We start from the raw sequence: 19533 nt of genomic DNA on the forward strand, positions 1-19533 counted from the left end.
AATCGCGCCCCTGTTAAGGTCAGGGCGCTGCCTGTCAGGTTTTTCTGACTCGTCCTGGCCGTGTGAATGCGGAGATCCGACCGGATGAATGATCAGGCCAATAGCGTCGACGAACGCTATGCAACGACACCTGCAACGCTCACAAGCTGGAGCCGCCAGGACACCACCTGGATGCTCGGGCTGTTCGGTACCGCCATTGGCGCCGGTACTTTGTTCTTGCCGATCAACGCGGGCCTGGGGGGCTTCTGGCCGCTGGTGATCCTGGCGTTGCTGGCCTTCCCGATGACGTTCTTTGCCCACCGTGGGCTGACCCGTTTCGTGCTGTCCGGCCGCGAAGGTTCCGACATCACCGACGTGGTGGAAGAGCATTTCGGTATCAAGGCCGGTGCACTGATCACCTTGCTGTACTTCTTCGCGATCTTCCCGATCCTGCTGATCTACAGCGTGGCGCTGACCAATACCGTCAGCAGCTTCATGGAGCACCAACTGCACATCCTGCCGCCGCCCCGGGCGATCCTGGCGTTTGTATTGATCCTCGGCCTGCTCGCCGTTGTGCGCTGCGGTGAGCAGATAATCGTCAAGGCCATGAGCTTGATGGTGTATCCGTTTATCGTCGCCTTGCTGTTCCTGGCCGTGTACCTGGTGCCGCACTGGACCGGTGGCATCCTCAGCACCGCCAGCGAAGTCCCCGCGCCTTCAGCCTTGCTCAACACGCTGTGGCTGGCGATTCCGGTGATGGTGTTCTCGTTCAACCATTCGCCGATCATCTCGGCCTTTGCGGTGGACCAGAAGCGCCAATACGGCGCCCACGCCGAGGAGCGCAGTTCGCAGATCCTGTCCCGCGCGCACTTGCTGATGGTGGCGATGGTGCTGTTCTTCGTGTTCAGTTGCGTGCTGACCCTGTCGCCCGCGCAGTTGGCGGAAGCGAAAGCGCAAAACCTGTCGATCCTGTCGTACCTGGCCAACCACTTCGATAACCCGACGATTGCCTTTGCCGCACCGTTGATTGCGTTCGTGGCGATTGCCAAGTCGTTCCTGGGCCACTACATCGGTGCCAGCGAGGGCCTCAAGGGCCTGGTGGTCAAGACTGGCCGCCGTCCGGCACCCAAGACCCTGGACCGCATGACCGCCGCCTTCATGCTGGTGGTGTGCTGGATCGTCGCCACGCTTAACCCGAGCATCCTTGGCATGATCGAGACCCTGGGTGGGCCGGTGATTGCGTCGATTCTGTTCCTGATGCCGATGTACGCCATCCGCAAGGTGCCGGCCATGGCCAAGTACCGTGGGCAGGCGTCGAATGTGTTTGTCACGGCGGTGGGCCTGGTGGCGATTACGGCGCTGGTGTATTCACTGATTGCTTGAGCCCTGATGCGGTCTGTCTGACTGCACAGCTCTAAAAGTGTGGGAGCTGGCTTGCCTGCGATAGCTATCTGTCAGTCATTACATTCATGACTGATACACCGCTATCGCAGGCAAGCCAGCTCCCACATTTGTTTTGCGGTGGTATTGACGTTGTATCCCAGGCATAAAAAAACGCCGCGTACCTTGCGATACGCGGCGTTCTTCACATCAACACACCGTTAAGCTTGAATCACCGGGATGTTGGCGCTTGCTGCGATCTTGCGGAACTCAGCGATCTGGTCGAAGTTCAGGTAGCGGTAGACGTCACTGGCCATGGTGTCCAGTTTCGCTGCGTAGCCCATGTACTCTTCGACTGTCGGCAGGCGACCCAGAGTGGAGGCGACTGCCGCCAGCTCAGCCGATGCCAGGTAGACGTTGGCACCATCACCCAGGCGGTTCGGGAAGTTACGGGTCGAGGTCGACACGACGGTGGAGTTCGGCTCAACGCGTGCCTGGTTACCCATGCACAGCGAGCAGCCTGGCATTTCCATACGTGCGCCAGCCTTGCCGTAGATGCCGTAGTAGCCTTCTTCGGTCAGTTGGTGAGCGTCCATCTTGGTCGGCGGCGACAGCCACAGACGGGTAGGCAGCTGGCCCTTGACCTGCTCCAGCAGCTTACCGGCAGCGCGGAAGTGACCGATGTTGGTCATGCACGAACCGATGAACACTTCGTCGATCTTCTCGCCAGCGACGCTGGACAGCAGACGGGCGTCGTCCGGGTCGTTTGGCGCGCAGAGGATCGGCTCGTTGATTTCCGACAGGTCGATTTCGATGATTTCGGCGTATTCGGCGTCGGCATCGGCTTCCATCAGCTCCGGGTTGGCAACCCAGGCTTCCATCGCTTGGGCGCGACGTTCCAGGGTGCGTGCATCGCCGTAGCCTTCGCCGATCATCCAGCGCAGCAGGGTGATGTTGGAGTTCAGGTACTCGGTGACGGACTCTTTGGACAGCTTGATGGTGCAACCGGCAGCCGAACGTTCAGCCGAGGCGTCGGACAGCTCGAAAGCCTGTTCCAGCGTCAGGTCGTTCAGGCCTTCGATTTCCAGGATGCGGCCAGAGAAGGCGTTCTTCTTGCCTTTCTTTTCTACGGTCAGCAGGCCAGCCTGGATCGCGTAGTAAGGAATGGCATGAACCAGGTCACGCAGGGTGATGCCAGGCTTCATCTTGCCTTTGAAGCGCACCAGAATCGATTCCGGCATGTCCAGTGGCATTACGCCAGTGGCTGCGGCGAACGCGACCAGGCCAGAACCGGCCGGGAACGAGATGCCCATCGGGAAACGGGTGTGGGAGTCGCCACCGGTACCGACGGTGTCCGGCAGCAGCATGCGGTTCAGCCAGCTGTGGATGATGCCGTCGCCTGGACGCAGCGATACACCGCCACGGGTCATGATGAAGTCAGGCAGGGTGTGGTGGGTGGTCACGTCGATCGGCTTCGGGTAAGCCGCGGTGTGGCAGAAGGACTGCATCACCAGGTCGGTCGAGAAGCCCAGGCACGCCAAGTCTTTGAGTTCATCACGGGTCATTGGGCCGGTGGTGTCCTGGGACCCCACGGTGGTCATCTTCGGCTCGCAGTAGGTGCCTGGACGAACGCCTTTGCCTTCTGGCAGGCCACAGGCCTTGCCGACCATTTTCTGCGCCAGGGTGAAGCCTTTGCCGGTGTCGACAGGCGCTTCAGGCAGCTTGAACAGGTCAGTCGGGCCCAGGCCCAGCTCAGCGCGTGCCTTGTCGGTCAGGCCACGGCCGATGATCAGCGGGATACGGCCGCCAGCACGGACTTCGTCCAACAGCACCGGGGTCTTCATTTCGAAGGTGGTCAGGACTTCGTCGGTGCCGTGCTTGCAGACTTTGCCAGCATGCGGGTACAGGTCGATCACGTCGCCCATGTTCATGTTGGTGACGTCGAATTCGATTGGCAGTGCGCCGGCATCTTCCATGGTGTTGTAGAAGATCGGAGCGATCTTGCTGCCGAAGCAGAAACCGCCGGCACGCTTGTTCGGCACGTAAGGTACGTCGTCACCGAAGAACCACAGTACCGAGTTGGTCGCTGACTTACGCGACGAGCCGGTACCGACCACGTCACCCACGTAGGCGATCGGGAAGCCTTGGCCGCGCATTTCTTCGATCTGCTTCATCGGGCCGGTCTTGCCTTGCTCGTCCGGCACGATGCCTTCGCGAGCCATTTTCAGCATGGCCAGGGCGTGCAGCGGGATGTCAGGGCGGGACCAGGCGTCAGGCGCCGGCGACAGGTCGTCGGTGTTGGTTTCGCCGGTGACCTTGAAGACGCGCAGGCTGATCTTGTCGGCCAGGGTAGGGCGGTTGCGGAACCACTCGCCGTCAGCCCAGGACTGGATCACGCCTTTGGCGTGCTCGTTGCCGTTGCGGGCTTTTTCGGCGACGTCGTGGAACGCATCGAACATCAGCAGGGTGTGCTTGAGTTGGGCGGCCGCGACGGGCGCCAGTTCGGCGTCGTCCAGCAGCTCGACCAACGTCACGATGTTGTAGCCGCCTTGCATGGTGCCGAGCAGTTCAACAGCGCGTTTCTTGTCGATCAGGGGGGAAGTGGCTTCGCCCTTGGCCAGGGCAGACAGGAAACCGGCCTTGACGTATGCGGCTTCGTCAACGCCTGGTGGAATGCGGTTGGTGATCAGGTCAACGAGGAATTCTTCTTCGCCAGCCGGAGGATTTTTCAGCAGCTCGACCAGGCCTGCGGTTTGTTCGGCGTTAAGCGGCTGGGGAACGATACCCAGTGCTGCACGCTCTTCGATATGTTTGCGGTAGGCTTCAAGCACAGTTATTACCCTCATCAGTGGTCCCACGGGACGCTCATCCAGAAATGAACGGCACGCATGCGCTCGGGGGCTTTTTGGGCCGCAAAGCCAGCGCTGCCGGCATTCCTTACAGAAGCTGCTTTCAAAGTTTTACGCCTGCAGAACGGAGCTGATGAGGGTTGGCGCGGGCTCTGACCTACCGGGTCGAACCTGCGCCAACACCGTTCTGAAGGAACGACTGTGCTCGTGACGCTTTGAAAACAGCTTCCAGCGGATTATTGGCGCCTTACAAGGCCGGGTGATTCTACGGCAAAAAAAATCTAAAGGTAAGTTGCCTGCTCAAGTTTGCTGGGTGATCAACCTTAGACAAAGGGCTAACATGGCACACTGTTTCGCTGATTTGCGTGTTGCTGCTTATGCCCAACCAAACCATCAAGACCCCCTGCGTCGGCCTGTGCTCCACGGTCTACGGCGATCTCGTGTGCCGTGGATGCAAGCGCTTCCACCATGAAGTGATCCAGTGGAACGGCTATAACGAAGAAGAAAAACGCGCGGTCTGGCTCAGGCTTGAGCAGCTGTTGGTGCAGGTCATGGCCGGTAAAGTGGAGGTTTTCGACCCCAAGACCCTGCGCGGGCAGTTGGAGCAACGCAAGATTCGCTTTGTGCCGCACCAGTCCGAGTATTGCTGGGCCTACCAGTTGATCGCCCGTGGGGCCCGGGTGATCAATAACCTGGAGGCCTATGGCATGGTGCTGTTGCCGGAGTTTCGCGACTGGGCGCTGCCTGAACTGCGCGATGCCATTGATCGCGAGTTCTTTATCTTGTCCGAGGCGCATTACCAGCGCTATATCGCGCCGGGCTTCTTGAAAGATGCGCTGGGTTAACTGACTGACGAGGTCAATGTGGGAGCTGGCTTGCCTGCGATTGCGGTGGGTCATCGGGCGCATTTACTCCTGATACACCGCTATCGCAGGCAAGCCAGCTCCCACATTTGATCCACATTGCCTGAAGGTCGGTGTCAGGGCTTGGTCGCCAGCTCTTCCAGATGGTCCATGAGCGTCTGCGGTTTGAGCACCAGCACATCGCTTTGCACCGCATCCAGCACCACTTCTGCGGTATTGCCGATCAACGCGCCGGAAATCCCCGTGCGCGCCACCGTGCCGATAATGGTCACCGCCGCCTGCAACCGATGGGCGATATGTGGGATCAGCACATCGGCCGGGCCTTCCTCGATATGCAGGTGCCTGTCGTCCACGTCGAACTCGGCCTGGAAGGCCTTGCATTGCTCGCGGTAGCGCGCCTCAATGGTTTCCTTGAGCTGAAAGGTCGGGTCTGCCGCCGACAGCATGGGCGAGGGGTGAGCGCTGATCACATGCAACTGCGCTTTGGCGAGGCTGGCGATATCAAAGCCATGGTCGATGATCGAATTGTGCAGCGAGCGGTGTTCGCCGTCGGCGTTGCCCACGTCGATGGCCGCCAGGATCACGCCGCCCGCCCAGGGGGTGGCGGTCTTGACCAGCAACACCGGCGTTGGGCAGTAGCGCAGCAACTTCCAGTCCGCCGGGGTCAGCAGGGCTTTTTTCAGAGGGTTGTCGGGGAAGTGCTGTTTGATCACCAGGCCACAGCCTTCGGCTTGCTGCACATCGATGATGGTTTCATGCAGGCTGTCGTTCCAGGCCTGCTCGGTGGTGACGCTGTAACCGTCTTCTTTCAAGCCTTCCTTGAGCAGGCTCAGCAGCGCCGAATGCTCGTGCTTCTTGTCACAGACCAGCAAGTGCAGGTGCGCGTCGGTGACTTTGGCAATCAGCTTGGCACGCTTGAGGGCCAGGCTTTCCGAATGCTCGGGCTCGATGACCACCAGGATGCTGCGGATGGCTTGCATGGTCGGGATCTCCAAAAGGGCGGGCGTTGGATAACTATAGTTGCTGCTACGCAGCCGTCATGTTGATACACATCAAGGCCGGTGGCTGGTGGTCTGCGACGGGGTCGGTATAATCGGCGCCCTTTTGTGATCCTTTGCCCGTGAGCCCGATGAACCTGCCCGAAATCCATGAATTCCTCGGCTGCCGCACCCCCGATGCCTGGGTCCAGGCCGCGTTGGCCGATCAGGAAACCCTGCTGATCGACCACAAGAACTGCGAATTCAAAGCCGCCAGCACCGCCTTGAGCCTGATGGCCAAGTACTACGGCCACGTTGACCTGATCAACATGATGTCGCGCCTGGCCCGCGAAGAGTTGGTGCACCACGAGCAGGTCATGCGCCTGATGAAAAAGCGCAAGGTCGAACTGCGTCAACTGCACGCCGGCCGTTACGCCTCGGGTTTGCGCAAGGTGGTGCGCAGCCATGAGCCGGTCAAGCTGGTGGATACCCTGGTGGTGGGGGCCTTTATCGAAGCGCGCAGTTGCGAGCGGTTCGAAGCGCTGGTGCCGCATTTGGACGAAGAACTCGGCAAGTTCTATTTCGGCTTGCTCAAAAGCGAGGCGCGGCACTTCCAGGGCTACTTGAAGCTGGCATACCAGTACGGCGACGCCAAGGATATCGCCCAGGTGATCGAGCGGGTACGGGCCACCGAGCAGGACCTGATCGAATCACCCGACGTCGAGTTCCGCTTTCACAGTGGCGTGCCAGCCTGAGGCCACGGCCACACCGATCAAGGCGGTGATCCCGGTCAGCAGCAGGATCACCGTTGGCGTGCCCAAAGGCGCTGCCAACACGGCAATCATCAAGCCCGCCAAGGGCTGGGCCAGGTTGTTGAGCAAGGTCATCACGCCAACGGTCTTGCCGAAGTCCTGCACCGGAATCACCCGTTGGCGGGTGCTGCGCAGGTACACGTTGAACATCTTGTCGAAGCCGGTCAGCAGCAGGAAACCCACCGCGTAGGCCCACACGCCGGGGCTGAGCGCGGTGATCAGCGCGCCCACGGTGATCATCGAGTACGACAACCCGCCCAGTACCTTCAGCTTCAGTGATGAATGCGCCAGGTAGAACAGAATCGCGATGGTCACCAGCGCCCCGGCGGCTTGCAGCAGGGCATAGGCGTCTTTGCCCGCTGCGTAGTGGCCGGTGACCATGGCAGCCGAGGTAGCCAGCGTCACGCCGACCATCAGGTTCACACCGACCGCCAGGACGATGATGCGTTTCAACTCCACCCGGTTGAGGATGTGGCCAAAAGCGGTGCGCAGGGGTTGCAGCCAGTTACCCGGCTGTTGTTCATGGATCTGCAGGTCCACCGTGGTGTTGCGCTGCCAGATCAGCATCGCCAGGTCTGCCAGCACAAACAGCGCGGCGACGCCCAGCACTACCCATGGCCACGCCCAGACTTCCAGCATCAGCGCCGCCACCAATGGCCCGAGCACCAGTCCGCCCTGGTCGGCGATCTGCGAATAGGACAAGGTCTTGGCGTAGGTGTACTGCCCGAAGATATGCGGCATCACCACTTCCCGCGCCATGATGCCCTGGGTGGTCAGCACGCCGCACAACGCGGACAGCATCACCAGCCAATGGATACCGTCGAACAGCCCATACAGCGCCATCGCCACCACGCAGGCCAGGGCCCGATACACCTGGCTGATATGCAGGATACGCACCGGTGAAAACCTGTCGCACAACGCCCCGCACACCGGAAACGCCAGGTAGCGCGGCAGTGACTCGACAAAAAATGCCAACCCCGCCCACGACACGCTTTGCGTGGTCTGGAACACGATCAGTGGCACGATAAACAGCAGAACCTGGTCGGCCAGCCGTGAAAGGAACAGCGAAATGAAGAACGCCAGGTAATCCTTGCGCATGGAACTCCCTGTCAATGGCGTTAAAAACTGCAGGCTATTTGTTAAAAACTCTTAAAAGCATGAAGCTTCTTCGCTGTGGACTGGTCAGCCACCTCTGTCGGCCAGCTTGCCACCTATAATGGCCCCATTTCAATCCGCGCATCCACACTGAGAACTTATGGAAAACCTGGGTCTGGGCAAGGTCCTGCTCGTTGAGGACGATGAAAAGCTGGCAGGGCTGGTCTCGCATTTTCTGTCGCAGCATGGTTTCGAGGTACGGGTGGTGTACCGGGGCGATGAAGCGCTGGTGGCGTTCCTGGATTTCAAGCCGAAGATCGTCGTGCTCGATCTGATGCTGCCGGGTCAGAGCGGGCTGCATGTCTGCCGCGAGATTCGCAACGTGTCGGACACGCCCATCGTGATCCTCACCGCCAAGGAAGATGACCTGGACCATATCCTTGGCCTTGAGTCCGGTGCTGACGACTACGTGATCAAGCCGATCAAACCGCCGGTGTTGTTGGCGCGCCTGCGTGCGCTGCAGCGCCGCCAGGTACCCGAGCCCACCGTGCGCGGTGCCCTGGAATTTGGCCGCTTGTCGATTGATCGCAGTTGCCGGGTGGTCCGCCTGGGCGGCGAGACCATTGACCTCACCACCATGGAATTCGAGTTGCTGTGGTTGCTGGCCAGCAGCGCGGGCAAGATTCTCTCTCGCGACGACATTCTCAACCGCATGCGCGGCATTGCCTTTGACGGGCTGAACCGCAGCGTAGACGTGTACATCAGCAAACTGCGCGGCAAGCTCAATGACAACCCCCGCGAGCCGGTGTGCATCAAGACCATCTGGGGCAAGGGCTACCTGTTCAATCCGTTCGCGTGGGAGGTGTAGATGCTGCGCTTGTACCTGCGCCTCTATTTGATTCTCGCGCTCGGTCTGGCCGGGTCGATCTGGTTGGTCAACTTCGGCCTGGACGCTTACATGCCCGAGTCCAACGAAACCTATAACCGTGAAGCCCTGCGCGGCCCGGCCTGGGCCCTGGTGGAACAGTTGCGCCCCGTGCAGGCAGAGGCGCGCCAGGCACGCCTGGACGAACTGCAACCGCATTACGGCTTGCGGCTCGAACTGGTGCAGCGCGACACCCAGGATTTGAGCGAACGGGAACAGAAACTCCTGGCGGCTGGCCAGGTGGTGGTGCGCGAGGACTTCATGAAATTTCTTGCGCCTATCGACGACGGCCCGCAACTGCTCGAAATCAGATTGCCGGAGGAACCCAAGTGGTTGTACCTCTGGGCCTACGCTTTCCTGGGCGTGAGCCTGGCCATCGTCCTGTATTTCTGGGTGCGTCCACACTGGCGCGACCTGGAGCACATCCGCCTGGCAGCGCAACGTTTCGGTGACAATGACCTGGGCTCGCGCATCTTGTTGCCGACTCGCTCCACCGTGCGTTCACTGGCCGGGCACTTCAACCAGATGGCCGAGCGCATCGAAGGTTTGATCGCCAACCAGCGCGAACTCACCAACGCGGTCTCCCACGAATTGCGTACGCCGATTGCGCGGCTGTCATTCGAGCTGGACCAGCTCAGGCAGCAGAGCGACCCACGGCAAAGCCGAGCATTGATCAACGACATGTACGCCGACCTCGGTGAGCTGGAAGAAATGGTCTCCGAGCTGTTGACCTATGCCAGCCTTGAGCCAGGCGCGACCCAGGTCACTCGCGAGCAAATCGAGGCCCACAGTTGGCTCGACAGTGTGATCGGCAGCGTGGCCCTGGAGGCCGAAGCGGAAGGGGTGCAGTTGTCGTTGCGCACCTGCGAGGTGGACGTTATCCAGATCGAGCCACGCTTTATGGCGCGGGCCGTGATCAACCTGCTGCGCAACGCGATTCGTTATGCTGATCGTCGCGTGGAAGTGTCGCTGGTCAAGTTTGGCAGCGGTTACGAAGTGCGGGTCAACGACGATGGGCCGGGAGTACCGCTGGAGGGTCGCACCAAGATATTCGAACCCTTCCTGCGCCTTGACGCCAGCCGCGACCGCCGCACAGGCGGATTTGGTCTGGGCCTGGCGCTGGTCAAGCGTGTCAGCCAGTGGCATGGCGGGCAGGTGGAAGTGCAGGATTCGGAGTGGGGCGGGGCGTCGTTTCGAATGACGTGGGCCTATGCAGAGTAAGGGGGCTTCCCCCAATGCCATCCTGCAGGAGCGAGCTTGCTCGCGAAAAGCCTCAACGATAACGCGTGTTCTCTGGATAAACGCGGCGCCTGCGAGTTTTTCGCGAGCAAGCTCGCTCCTACAGAGGGCAAGTCAGATCAGAAGGTGTACTGCAGCTCCCCCAACACCGATGCCTGCAGCCGCTGCTCCACGATCGGGCTCTTGCCTGCTTCATCCGCCAGGTATTGCACATCCAGCAAGGTCGAGAACTGCGTGTGTTCGTTGATCGGCACGCTCCATGAGAGGTTCATGCCATTGCTGATATTGCCGGCACTTGCCTTGTATTCCTTGAAGCGGCTGCGGGTGGCCTGGTCGGCAGTCACGCCGTACCAGGTTTGCAGGTAGTTGCGGTCACCGAAGTGGCTGTTGATGGCGGCATCGACGGAGCCGTAGCGGCCTTCATAGAGATTGGTACCCAGGCTCAACTCCAGGTGGGTAAAAGCCTTGCCGGTTTCCTTGTGTTTATCTTCTTCAAGCGCATGTTCCAGGGTGGCGCCGATGATCACACCGCCGAGGTTGTAGGCGGCACTCACCCCCAATTGCGGACGTGACTTGATCTCGCCCATGCCTTTGAGGCGTTTGGAGCCGGCATGCATGCTTTCATTTTTATCCTTGCGCGAATCGCTTGCGCCAACGTATGCGCTGAAGCTCAGGGCATTGCCTTCGTAACCCCAGCCCAAGCCCGTATCAGTGTCGAGGAAGACGCCCCAGGGGCTGATGATTCTGCCGCCGAGCACAGGCGCCGTCATACGTTCGTCGCTGCCACTGTAGCGGGGGGCGTTGGCCATGCCGGCCTCGAGGCTGTATTGCCAGTCTTCGGCAAGCGCCGTATCGGCGGCGGCGAGCAGGCACAGTGAGGTCAATGACAGGCACAGGTTTTTTGAGTGCATCAGGGTGTTTTCCTGGTTAGAGGTTCAAGGGTGTGTGGGGTGAATGGGTGCGTTTGAACGAGTAGCCCGAAGCACTCAGGCCGTTGACCTGGCGGCTGACGGTATCGCCCAGGCCGTAGCCGTTGCCGGCCAGCACCGCATGGGCGTTGTCGATGGGCAGCAGGATGTAGTCGGTCAGCGGCTCGCCGTTTAATTGGCCGCGAATCACCAGGAAACCGTCCTCCTGGCGCACGCTGATGCCACTCAATGGCGCGTCGGGTTCATGGCTGCTGAGCACCTGGTAGGTGCCGACCGTGTTGGCCCACGCGGCGGACAAGGGCGGCGGCTCGATGCGCTCGCCGATGGCAATGCGTTGGCCGTGGCTGCGGGCGGTGAGCATTTGGCGGCCTTGTACCGTGAGCACATCCAGCTGCACGCGGCCCAACTCGCCGAGGTCCTTGCGCCAGAACCCCAGTATCTTTTTCTGTGCCCGCAGCCAGCCTTGCTCATCACGCAATAGCTGGAAATCGTAGCCGGCCAGTTCACCGCTCAAGCGCGCATGCTCATCCCTGATGCGGAACACGCCCCAGGCGGTCGCATAGAAGCCTGCCAGGCGCTTGCGATCCACCGCCGCCGGTACATGGCGCAGCTTGAGGCCGTGGCTGGGGGCCTGGCAGTCATCGGCGCATACGGGCTTGCCGGTCTGAGCCTGGAGCATCAGGCGCAGGCTGTCGGTGGTCAGCGACACCACCATGTCTTCGGCGTTGCTGTCGTTGGCCATGATGACCACGGCCAGTTGCTGATCCGGCAGCAGGGTCAACTGGGCCACGAAGTCGTCGCCGCCACCGCTGTGCTGGTAGGTGCGCACACTGGGGCCGATGGGCTCGTCACCACAGGGCGCCAAGAACCAGCCCAAGCCCATCTGGCAGTCGAAATCCAAGGCATTGCCGGTGTTTTGCTGGGTAAACATGGCGTCGATAGACGTGCTACCGAGGATCTGGCTGCCCTTGTAGGTGCCCTTGGCAAACAGCATGCGTACGTAGCGGCTGAGGTCTTTGGGGCTGGTCCACAGGCCGCCGGCAGAGAGGTCACGCACCTGTGGGTCGGTGCTGGCCTTACCATCCTCGTAGCCGTGGGCGCGATAGCTCATTTGCGCACCGGTGCCCAGGAAACTGGACTGGTTCATTCTCAAGGGTGTGAGCAGGCTGCTTTGTAACTGGGCTTCGAAGCTTTTGCCGCTGCTGCGCTCAATGGCGGCGCCCACCAAGGCATAGCCAAGGTTGGAATACGCCACTTGGGAGCCCGGCAGGCTGCTCAGCCACACACCCGACACACGCATCGGCATCTGCCCCATGGCATAGGTGCTGCGCAGGTCGCGCAGGTGCTCGCTGGGCAAGCCGGATTGATGGCTGAGCAAGCGCCGCAAGGTGATCGCTCGATCCGCCTTGGCCTGATCGCTGTGAAAGCGGGAGCGCACGTAGAACTCACGCAGGGTCTGCTGGATCGGCGCATCCAGCGCCAGGTGTTGCTGCTCCACCAGTTGCAGCGCCGCCGTGGCGGTCAGCAGCTTGGAGATGCCACCTGCGCGAAACGCGGTATTGGGCGTGACCGGCACCCCCAGGTCTTTGTCAGCCAGGCCAAAGCCGCGGGCCCAGATCAGCTCCTGGCCATTGACCAGGGCAATCGACAATCCCGCCACATTGTCCCGAGCCATCTCCCGGGGAATGCGGGTTTGCAGGTAGCGGATGATTGCGCCGTAATCGCCTTTTTGAATCGGCGGCGGGACAGGCGGTTGCGAGTGGCAACCGATACTGCCCAACAGGCAACCCAAGAGCGGAATACCGCGCAATCTGCGAAACATCAAGAGCACCCGAATGATGATTTGGATGCTGGAATGCTAGGGCGGCGGGGGCCGAGAATCTTTGAGTGCTTTGTCGGGAAACTGTCAAAGACTGTTAACGGCCGCTTATAAAAACATCAGGATTTGCCCAGGGGTGCGGGCATCAACGTGGCGATCAGGGCGCGAATGGTCCCCGGCAGCGCTTCCAGCTCGCGTACCAGGATGCTGCGCTCGCGAATCGCCCAGGGCTCGTCCAGTTTTACCGTCACCAGCTGCATGGTGCGGCTGTGACGCAGGGCGGCGGACTCGGGAATGATACCGATGCCCACGCCGGCCTCGACCATCCGGCAGATCGCCTCGAAGCTCGAGACCTGGATACGCAGCGACAATTGCTTGCCCAGACGCTCGACGTGTTCGCGCAGGAAACTCAACAGCGTGCTGCCTTCATGCAGGCCGATATGCTGATACGCCAGGGTCTGCTCAAGGGTCACCGAAGGCTGGTCGGCCAACGGATGCCCGACGGGTACCATCAGCACCAGTTCGTCGGTGCTGAAATGCAACACTTGCAGGTCGGAGGCTTCCACGGGGCCGGCGATGATGCCCATGTCACTGGTGCCATCGAGCACCCCACGCACGATGTCCCGCGACAGGCGCTCCTGCAGGTCGACGGTGACGCCCGGGCGCTGTGACAGAAAGCCTGCCAAGACCTCCGGCAAAAACTCGGTGACCGCCGTGGTGTTGGCGAAGATACGGATATGCCCGGCCGAATCCACGCCGTATTGGGTGAACTCGCTTTTGAGGTAATCCACCTGGCGCATGATCAACCGCGCATGGTGTAACAGGCGCTCGCCTGCCGGGGTGATCTCCACGCCCCGGCTGTCGCGGTACAACAGGCGCGTGTCGAGCTGGCCTTCCAGGGCCTTGATCCGCGCACTGGCGGCAGCCGGCGACAGGAAGGCGCGCTTGGCACCCTGGGTGAGGCTGGGGGATTCGGCGATATGGATAAACAGGCGCAGGTCGGCGAGATCGAAGTGCATGCAAAACTCCAGGCTTGTGATCACCCGTGGCGAGGGAGCTTGCTCCCGCTGGACTGCGAAGCAGACCTGTTTTTTGGGGCCGCTTCGCGCCCCAACGGGAGCAAGCTCCCTCGCCACAAGAGGTACGCATAGGAATGGTGCGTTCAGCTTAACCGAACGCTGGTTTATTGAAATGCAAATTCTCAGAACGGGCAGGCCCTTGCATGATCCACGGCAGACACCCACTGCCTGAGGACCTGCACCCGATGAGCGCCACTGATTGGATCGGCCGAAGTGAGACCGCCCACGACCACCTGAGTCATAACCTGCTCAAGCGCATCGCCGCGACGTTAGGTGAAGAGGTGCCTGCCGACGGCGACGCTGTGCCTGCGTTGTGGCAATGGTGCTTTTTCCAGGACCCGCTGCCGGAGGTGGCGTTGGGCGGCGACGGCCACCCGGCACGCGGCGGGTTCCTGCCACCCGCCGATAACCGCAATCGCATGTGGGCCGGTGGGCGTCTTGAATTTCTGCAGCCACTGCGGGCTGGCGAGGCGGCTACGCGCGTGTCGACCATCACCCAGGTCGAAGAAAAGACCGGGCGCACCGGCTCACTACTATTTGTCACCGTGCGCCATGACTACTCCCAGGAAGGGCGGCTGGCCATCCGCGAGGAACAGGACATCGTCTACCGCGAACCCACGCCACCCAAGCCTGGCAGCGGCGACGCGCTGGCCCGGGGCGAATGGACAGAGGCCGTCGAGCCGACGCCGACCCTGTTGTTCCGCTACAGCGCCGTCACGTTCAACGGCCACCGCATCCACTACGACTACCCCTATGTCACCGGCACCGAAGGCTATGCCGGCCTGGTGGTGCATGGCCCGCTGATCGCCACTTTGAACCTGCGTGCGTTCTGCCGGGCGCACCCTGAGGCGACCCTGCGCCGCTTTGCCTATCGCGGCGTGCGCCCACTGATTGCGCCACAGCCTTTTGAGGTGGGCGGGCGTATCACCGCAACCGGCGTCGCAGAACTCTGGGCGGGCAATACTGAAGGCCTGGCACAGACCGCCCAAGTGCATTTCGAATAACCCGATAACAACAGGCGGAGAGCCGTTAATGAATGCCCATGACAACGAAGAACTCAAGGCCATCCGCGAAGGCGTGCGCGCCTTGTGCGCCGAGTTCGATGCCGCTTACTGGCGCAAGATCGATGAAGAAAAAGGCTTCCCCGAAGCCTTCGTCAAGGCCCTGACCGACGCCGGTTGGCTGTCGGCCATGATCCCCGAGGAATACGGCGGTTCCGGCCTGGGCCTGGCCGAAGCCTCGGTGATCCTTGAGGAAGTCAACCGCTGCGGCGGCAACTCGGGCACCGTGCACGGCCAGATGTACAACATGTTCACCCTGCTGCGTCACGGCAGCGAGGCGCAAAAACGCTACTACCTGCCCAAGCTGGCCAGCGGTGAATTGCGCCTGCAGTCGATGGCCGTCACCGAGCCCACTACCGGCACCGACACCACCAAGATCAAGACCACGGCGATCAAGCGCGGCGACAAGTACGTGATCAACGGCCAGAAAGTCTGGATCTCTCGGGTACAGCATTCCGACCTGATGATCCTGCTGGCGCGCACCACGCCCTTGGCCGACGTAAAGAAAAAGTCCGAAGGCATGTCGATCTTCCTGGTAGATCTGCGCCAGGCCATCGGCAACGGCCTCACCGTGCAGCCCATCGCCAATATGGTCAACCACGAGACCAACGAGCTGTTCTTCGACAACCTGGAGCTGCCCCTGGACAGCCTGATTGGCGAGGAGGGCAAGGGCTTCAAATACATCCTCGATGGCCTGAATGCCGAGCGTACGCTGATTGCCGCCGAGTGCATCGGTGACGGCCGCTGGTTCATCGAAAAGGCCAGCGCCTATGCCCGCGACCGTGTGGTGTTTGGCCGGCCAATCGGGCAGAACCAGGGCGTGCAGTTCCCGATTGCCGAGGCGCATATCGAGATCGAAGCGGCCGACCTGATGCGCTGGCGTGCCTGTGAGGAATACGACAGCGGCAAGAACGCCGGGGCCAGTGCCAACATGGCCAAGTATTTGGCGGCCAAGGCGTCCTGGGAAGCGGCCAACGCCTGCCTGCAAACCCACGGCGGCTTCGGCTTTGCCTGCGAGTACGACGTGGAGCGCAAGTTCCGCGAAACCCGCCTGTACCAGGTGGCGCCGATCTCCACCAACCTGATCCTGTCCTACGTGGCCGAGCATTTGCTCGAATTGCCACGCAGCTTCTGAGGGCCTTGAGCATGCATCATACCCAAGCCCTGTGCCGGTTCCTGGCCGAGCTGAAGTACTCACAATTGCCCGAGCCCGTGCTGGCGCGTACCGAAGAGCTGTACCTGGATTGGCTCGCGTCGGCCTTGGCCAGCCAAGGCGCGCACCCGATCCCCTTGTTTGAACGCTACGCGCAGAAGATGGGCCCGAGCAGCGGCCCGGCCCAGGTGATCGTCAACGGCACCGGCACCAGCGCGTATTTCGCCGCACTGGTCAACGCCGCCTCCTCGCACCTGGTGGAGCAGGATGACCTGCACAACAGTTCCGTGCTGCACCCGGCCACCGTGGTGTTTCCCGCCGCGTTGGCGGCTGCCCAGGACCTCGGCAAGTCTGGCCGTGAACTCTTGCTGGCCTCGGTGGCCGGCTACGAGGCGGGGATTCGCATCGGTGAGTTCATGGGCCGCTCGCACTACCGCATCTTCCACACCACTGCCACGGTCGGCACCCTGGCGGCGGCGGTCGCGGTGGGCAAGTTGCTCGATTTCAACGAAGAACAATTCATCAACCTGCTCGGCAGCGCCGGCACCCAGGCTGCCGGGCTGTGGGAGTTTCTGCGCGATGCCGCCGACTCCAAACAACTGCACACGGCCAAGGCGGCGGCGGACGGCTTGCTGGCGGCTTACCTTACGGCCGATGGGCTGACCGGCGCGCGCAATATCCTTGAAGGTGAGCAAGGTTTGGCGGCAGGTATGTCCAGTGATGCCCAGCCGGGCAAATTGTCTGCCGAGCTGGGCAGCCGTTGGGCGCTGGTGGAAACCTCGTTCAAATTCCACGCCTCCTGTCGCCACACCCATCCTGCTGCCGACGCGCTGCTGGCCGTGATGCAGCGTGAAGGCTTGAGCGCTGCGCAGATCTCCCAGGTGCGAACCCACGTGCACCAAGGCGCCATTGACGTACTCGGCCGAGTGACGGTACCGGCCACCGTGCACCAGGCCAAATTTTCCATGGGCACCGTGCTTGGGCTGATCGCTGTGCATGGCAAAGCCGGGTTGCCTGAATTCCATGAGCTGGCGTTGACCGATCCTGCGGTCGCGGCGTTTCGCGACAAGGTCAGCATGACCCTGGACGCGGAAGTCGACAGCGCCTACCCGCAACGCTGGCTGGGCCGCGTCACGGTCACCACCACCGATGGCCGCACGCTGCGCGGTGCCATTGATGAACCCAAGGGCGATCCGGGCAACACCCTGAGTCGGGCCGAACTGGCGGATAAGTTCCAGCGCCTGGCCCACTTCAGTGGCGCCCTTACCCCGACTCAGGCCAGAGGCCTGATCGAGCAGGTGTGGAACCTGCGCACTACCGCGTCCATGGCCCATTGGCTTTGAGGGATTTGTCATGACTGAACAACGACCGCTGGACGGCATCACCGTCGTCAGCCTGGAACACGCGATTGCCGCGCCATTTTGCACGCGCCAGCTGGCCGACCTCGGTGCCCGGGTCATCAAGGTAGAGCGCCCCGGCACCGGCGACTTCGCCCGTGGCTATGACGAGCGGGTGCGTGGCCTGGCGTCGCATTTCGTCTGGACCAACCGCTCCAAGGAAAGCCTGACCCTGGACCTCAAGCAGGACGAGGCGGGCGCTATTCTGGATGCGCTTTTGGCCGATGCCGATGTGTTGGTGCAGAACCTTGCCCCCGGCGCGGCAGCGCGCATGGGCTTATCGTTCGAGGCGCTGCACGCGCGCTTTCCACGCCTGATCGTCTGCGATATTTCCGGCTACGGCGAAGGCGGGCCCTACGAGAAAAAGAAAGCCTACGACCTGCTGATCCAGAGCGAGGGCGGCTTTCTCTCGGTGACCGGTGGCCCAGGTGAAGAGCAGATGGCCAAGGCTGGTTGCTCCATCGCGGATATCTCCGCCGGGATGTACGCCTACAGCGGCATTCTGTCGGCGCTGCTGCTGCGCGGCAAAACCGGCCAGGGCAGTCGCATCGATGTGAGCATGCTCGAAAGCCTGGTGGAGTGGATGGGCTACCCGATGTATTACGCCTTCGACGGCGCGCCGCCGCCACCGCGTGCGGGTGCCGCGCATTCGACGATTTACCCCTACGGGCCGTTTCCCACCGGGGGCGGCGGCACGGTGATGCTCGGCTTGCAGAACGAGCGCGAATGGGCGGCGTTCTGCGACAAAGTGCTGCTCACCCCGGCATTGGCGACGGACGAGCGCTTCAGCGCCAATTTCAAGCGCTCGGCCAACCGCGAGGTGCTGCGCCAGATTATTGTGGAGCGCTTTGCCCAACTGGACGTCGAGGCGGTGATCCAGCGCCTGGAGCACGCGCAAATTGCCAGCGCCCGGGTCAACGACATGCAAGGCGTGTGGGACCACCCGCAACTCAAGGCCCGCGACAGCTGGCGTGACGTCGACAGCCCGGCGGGGCCGTTGCCGTCGCTGCTGCCACCGGCCCGTAACGCCGCGTTTACCCCGCGCATGGACGGCGTGCCGGCGCTGGGGCAACACAGCCAAGGCATCCTCGACCAGTTGGGTTACTCCATTGAGGCCATTAACAGTCTGCGCGAGCGCGGCGTTATCTAATCAGGAATCACGTGATGCCAAAGCCATTAGTACGTTCTGCGCTGTTTGTGCCGGGCAGCCGCCCGGAGCGGTTTGCCAAGGCCCTGGCCAGCGGCGCCGACGCAGTGATTGTGGATTTTGAAGACGCGGTGGAAGAGCCGCTCAAACGTCAGGCTCGGGATAATCTGGGCGCGTTCCTGCACGCCCATCCTGAGGCCCAGGTGTGGGTGCGCATCAACGCGCCGCAACATGCCGAGCATTTTGAGGACGTGGCGTTCTGCAAGGCCCATGCAAATGTCGCCGGGGTATTGCTGCCCAAGGTCGAAAGCGCGGCCCAGGTGGCTGTGGTGGCCGCGACCGGCAAGGCTATCTGGCCGATTATCGAAAGCGCACGCGGTTTGCTGGCACTGGCGCAGATTGCCCAGGCGCCCCAGGTGGAGCGCCTGTCGTTCGGTGGCTTGGACCTGGCGCTGGACCTGAACCTGAGCAGTCACTCCCGTGCCGCCGAATTGGCCCTCGACCAGGCGCGCCTGGCGTTGATCGTGCATTCGCGCGCCGCGGGCCTGGCGGCGCCGCTGGACGGCGTGCACCCGGCCATCGACGACCCAGAAGGCCTGCACCGTTCGATCCGGCACGCCTATGAGATGGGTTTTGCCGGGGCGTTGTGCATTCATCCCAAGCAAGTGGCGGTGATCCATGCCGCGCTAGCGCCGAGCGCCCAAGAGCTGGCCTGGGCCAGGCGGGTGGTGGAGACGGGCGCCCATGGGGCAGGGGCTTATCAGATTGATGGGCAGATGGTGGATGCGCCGGTGTTGCTGCGCGCGCAACGGCTGCTCACTGCCAGCTC

16 protein-coding genes are annotated in these 19533 nt (G+C 61.9%); 10 read left to right on the forward strand and 6 right to left on the reverse strand.

The window, feature by feature from the left end; translation table 11 throughout:
* Positions 1–84 precede the first annotated feature (84 nt).
* Positions 85–1362: a serine/threonine transporter gene (locus APH41_RS21325; RefSeq protein ID WP_054921316.1), complete on the forward strand. Its 1278-nt coding sequence runs from the start codon at positions 85–87 to the stop codon at positions 1360–1362.
* A gap of 218 nt (positions 1363–1580) precedes the next feature.
* On the opposite strand, the gene acnB is transcribed toward APH41_RS21325, so the two are convergent.
* Entirely contained in the window at positions 1581–4190 is a 2610-nt protein-coding gene (gene acnB / locus APH41_RS21330) for a bifunctional aconitate hydratase 2/2-methylisocitrate dehydratase (RefSeq protein ID WP_003190828.1), read from the reverse strand.
* Between the two features lie 395 nt (positions 4191–4585).
* Between acnB and APH41_RS21335 the strand changes: the two genes are divergently transcribed.
* A complete protein-coding gene (locus APH41_RS21335; RefSeq protein WP_003190830.1) occupies positions 4586–5053 on the forward strand; it encodes a DUF1289 domain-containing protein in 468 nt (155 codons plus the stop codon).
* 134 nt (positions 5054–5187) lie between these two features.
* On the opposite strand, the gene APH41_RS21340 is transcribed toward APH41_RS21335, so the two are convergent.
* Positions 5188–6051 (reverse strand): universal stress protein, encoded by an 864-nt coding sequence (locus APH41_RS21340; RefSeq protein WP_034126007.1) that lies wholly within the window; start codon positions 6049–6051, stop codon positions 5188–5190.
* 149 nt (positions 6052–6200) lie between these two features.
* On the opposite strand from APH41_RS21340, the gene APH41_RS21345 reads away from it, so the two are divergent.
* Positions 6201–6803: a tRNA-(ms[2]io[6]A)-hydroxylase gene (locus tag APH41_RS21345; RefSeq protein WP_032892116.1), complete on the forward strand. Its 603-nt coding sequence runs from the start codon at positions 6201–6203 to the stop codon at positions 6801–6803.
* Here the strand turns inward: APH41_RS21345 and APH41_RS21350 are convergent.
* Entirely contained in the window at positions 6759–7958 is a 1200-nt protein-coding gene (locus APH41_RS21350) for an MFS transporter (protein ID WP_054921318.1), read from the reverse strand. The genes APH41_RS21345 and APH41_RS21350 overlap by 45 nt on opposite strands.
* A gap of 157 nt (positions 7959–8115) precedes the next feature.
* Here APH41_RS21350 and APH41_RS21355 point away from each other — a divergent pair, with 157 nt between their 5' ends.
* Together APH41_RS21355 and APH41_RS21360 are read left to right on the forward strand one after the other, a co-directional pair.
* Positions 8116–8823, forward strand: a complete 708-nt coding sequence (locus tag APH41_RS21355) for a winged helix-turn-helix domain-containing protein (RefSeq protein WP_054921321.1) — start codon at positions 8116–8118, stop codon at positions 8821–8823.
* Positions 8824–10101, forward strand: a complete 1278-nt coding sequence (locus APH41_RS21360) for an ATP-binding protein (protein ID WP_034126004.1) — start codon at positions 8824–8826, stop codon at positions 10099–10101.
* A 137-nt stretch (positions 10102–10238) separates the two neighbouring features.
* Here APH41_RS21360 and APH41_RS21365 read toward each other — a convergent pair whose 3' ends face one another.
* The 3 genes from APH41_RS21365 to APH41_RS21375 all read right to left on the reverse strand — a co-directional run bounded on the left by APH41_RS21365 (position 10239) and on the right by APH41_RS21375 (position 13886).
* Positions 10239–11030 (reverse strand): MipA/OmpV family protein, encoded by a 792-nt coding sequence (locus tag APH41_RS21365; RefSeq protein WP_054921323.1) that lies wholly within the window; start codon positions 11028–11030, stop codon positions 10239–10241.
* A gap of 16 nt (positions 11031–11046) precedes the next feature.
* On the reverse strand, positions 11047–12870 hold the full coding sequence (locus tag APH41_RS21370; RefSeq protein ID WP_054921326.1) for a serine hydrolase: 1824 nt from the start codon (positions 12868–12870) through the stop codon (positions 11047–11049).
* Positions 12871–12986: 116 nt separating this feature from the next.
* A complete protein-coding gene (locus APH41_RS21375) occupies positions 12987–13886 on the reverse strand; it encodes a LysR family transcriptional regulator (RefSeq protein WP_054921328.1) in 900 nt (299 codons plus the stop codon).
* Between the two features lie 245 nt (positions 13887–14131).
* Between APH41_RS21375 and APH41_RS21380 the strand changes: the two genes are divergently transcribed.
* The 5 genes from APH41_RS21380 to APH41_RS21400 all read left to right on the forward strand — a co-directional run.
* Positions 14132–14950, forward strand: a complete 819-nt coding sequence (locus APH41_RS21380; RefSeq protein WP_054921342.1) for a MaoC family dehydratase N-terminal domain-containing protein — start codon at positions 14132–14134, stop codon at positions 14948–14950.
* A gap of 28 nt (positions 14951–14978) precedes the next feature.
* Positions 14979–16142 carry an acyl-CoA dehydrogenase family protein gene (locus tag APH41_RS21385; protein ID WP_054897950.1) on the forward strand — a complete coding sequence of 388 codons (1164 nt, stop codon included), beginning with the start codon at positions 14979–14981 and terminating at the stop codon, positions 16140–16142.
* 11 nt (positions 16143–16153) lie between these two features.
* The gene (locus APH41_RS21390; protein WP_054921331.1) at positions 16154–17503 is read left to right on the forward strand and encodes an MmgE/PrpD family protein; all 1350 of its coding nucleotides are present in this window, start codon (positions 16154–16156) and stop codon (positions 17501–17503) included.
* 10 nt (positions 17504–17513) lie between these two features.
* On the forward strand, positions 17514–18707 hold the full coding sequence (locus APH41_RS21395; RefSeq protein WP_054921333.1) for a CaiB/BaiF CoA-transferase family protein: 1194 nt from the start codon (positions 17514–17516) through the stop codon (positions 18705–18707).
* Positions 18708–18721: 14 nt separating this feature from the next.
* The coding region (locus APH41_RS21400) for a CoA ester lyase (protein ID WP_054921336.1) at positions 18722–19533 on the forward strand (812 nt) is incomplete at its 3' end.

Origin of the sequence: Pseudomonas sp. NBRC 111138 (assembly GCF_001320835.1) — a bacterium.
GTDB classification, from domain to species: Bacteria; Pseudomonadota; Gammaproteobacteria; order Pseudomonadales; family Pseudomonadaceae; genus Aquipseudomonas; species Aquipseudomonas paracarnis.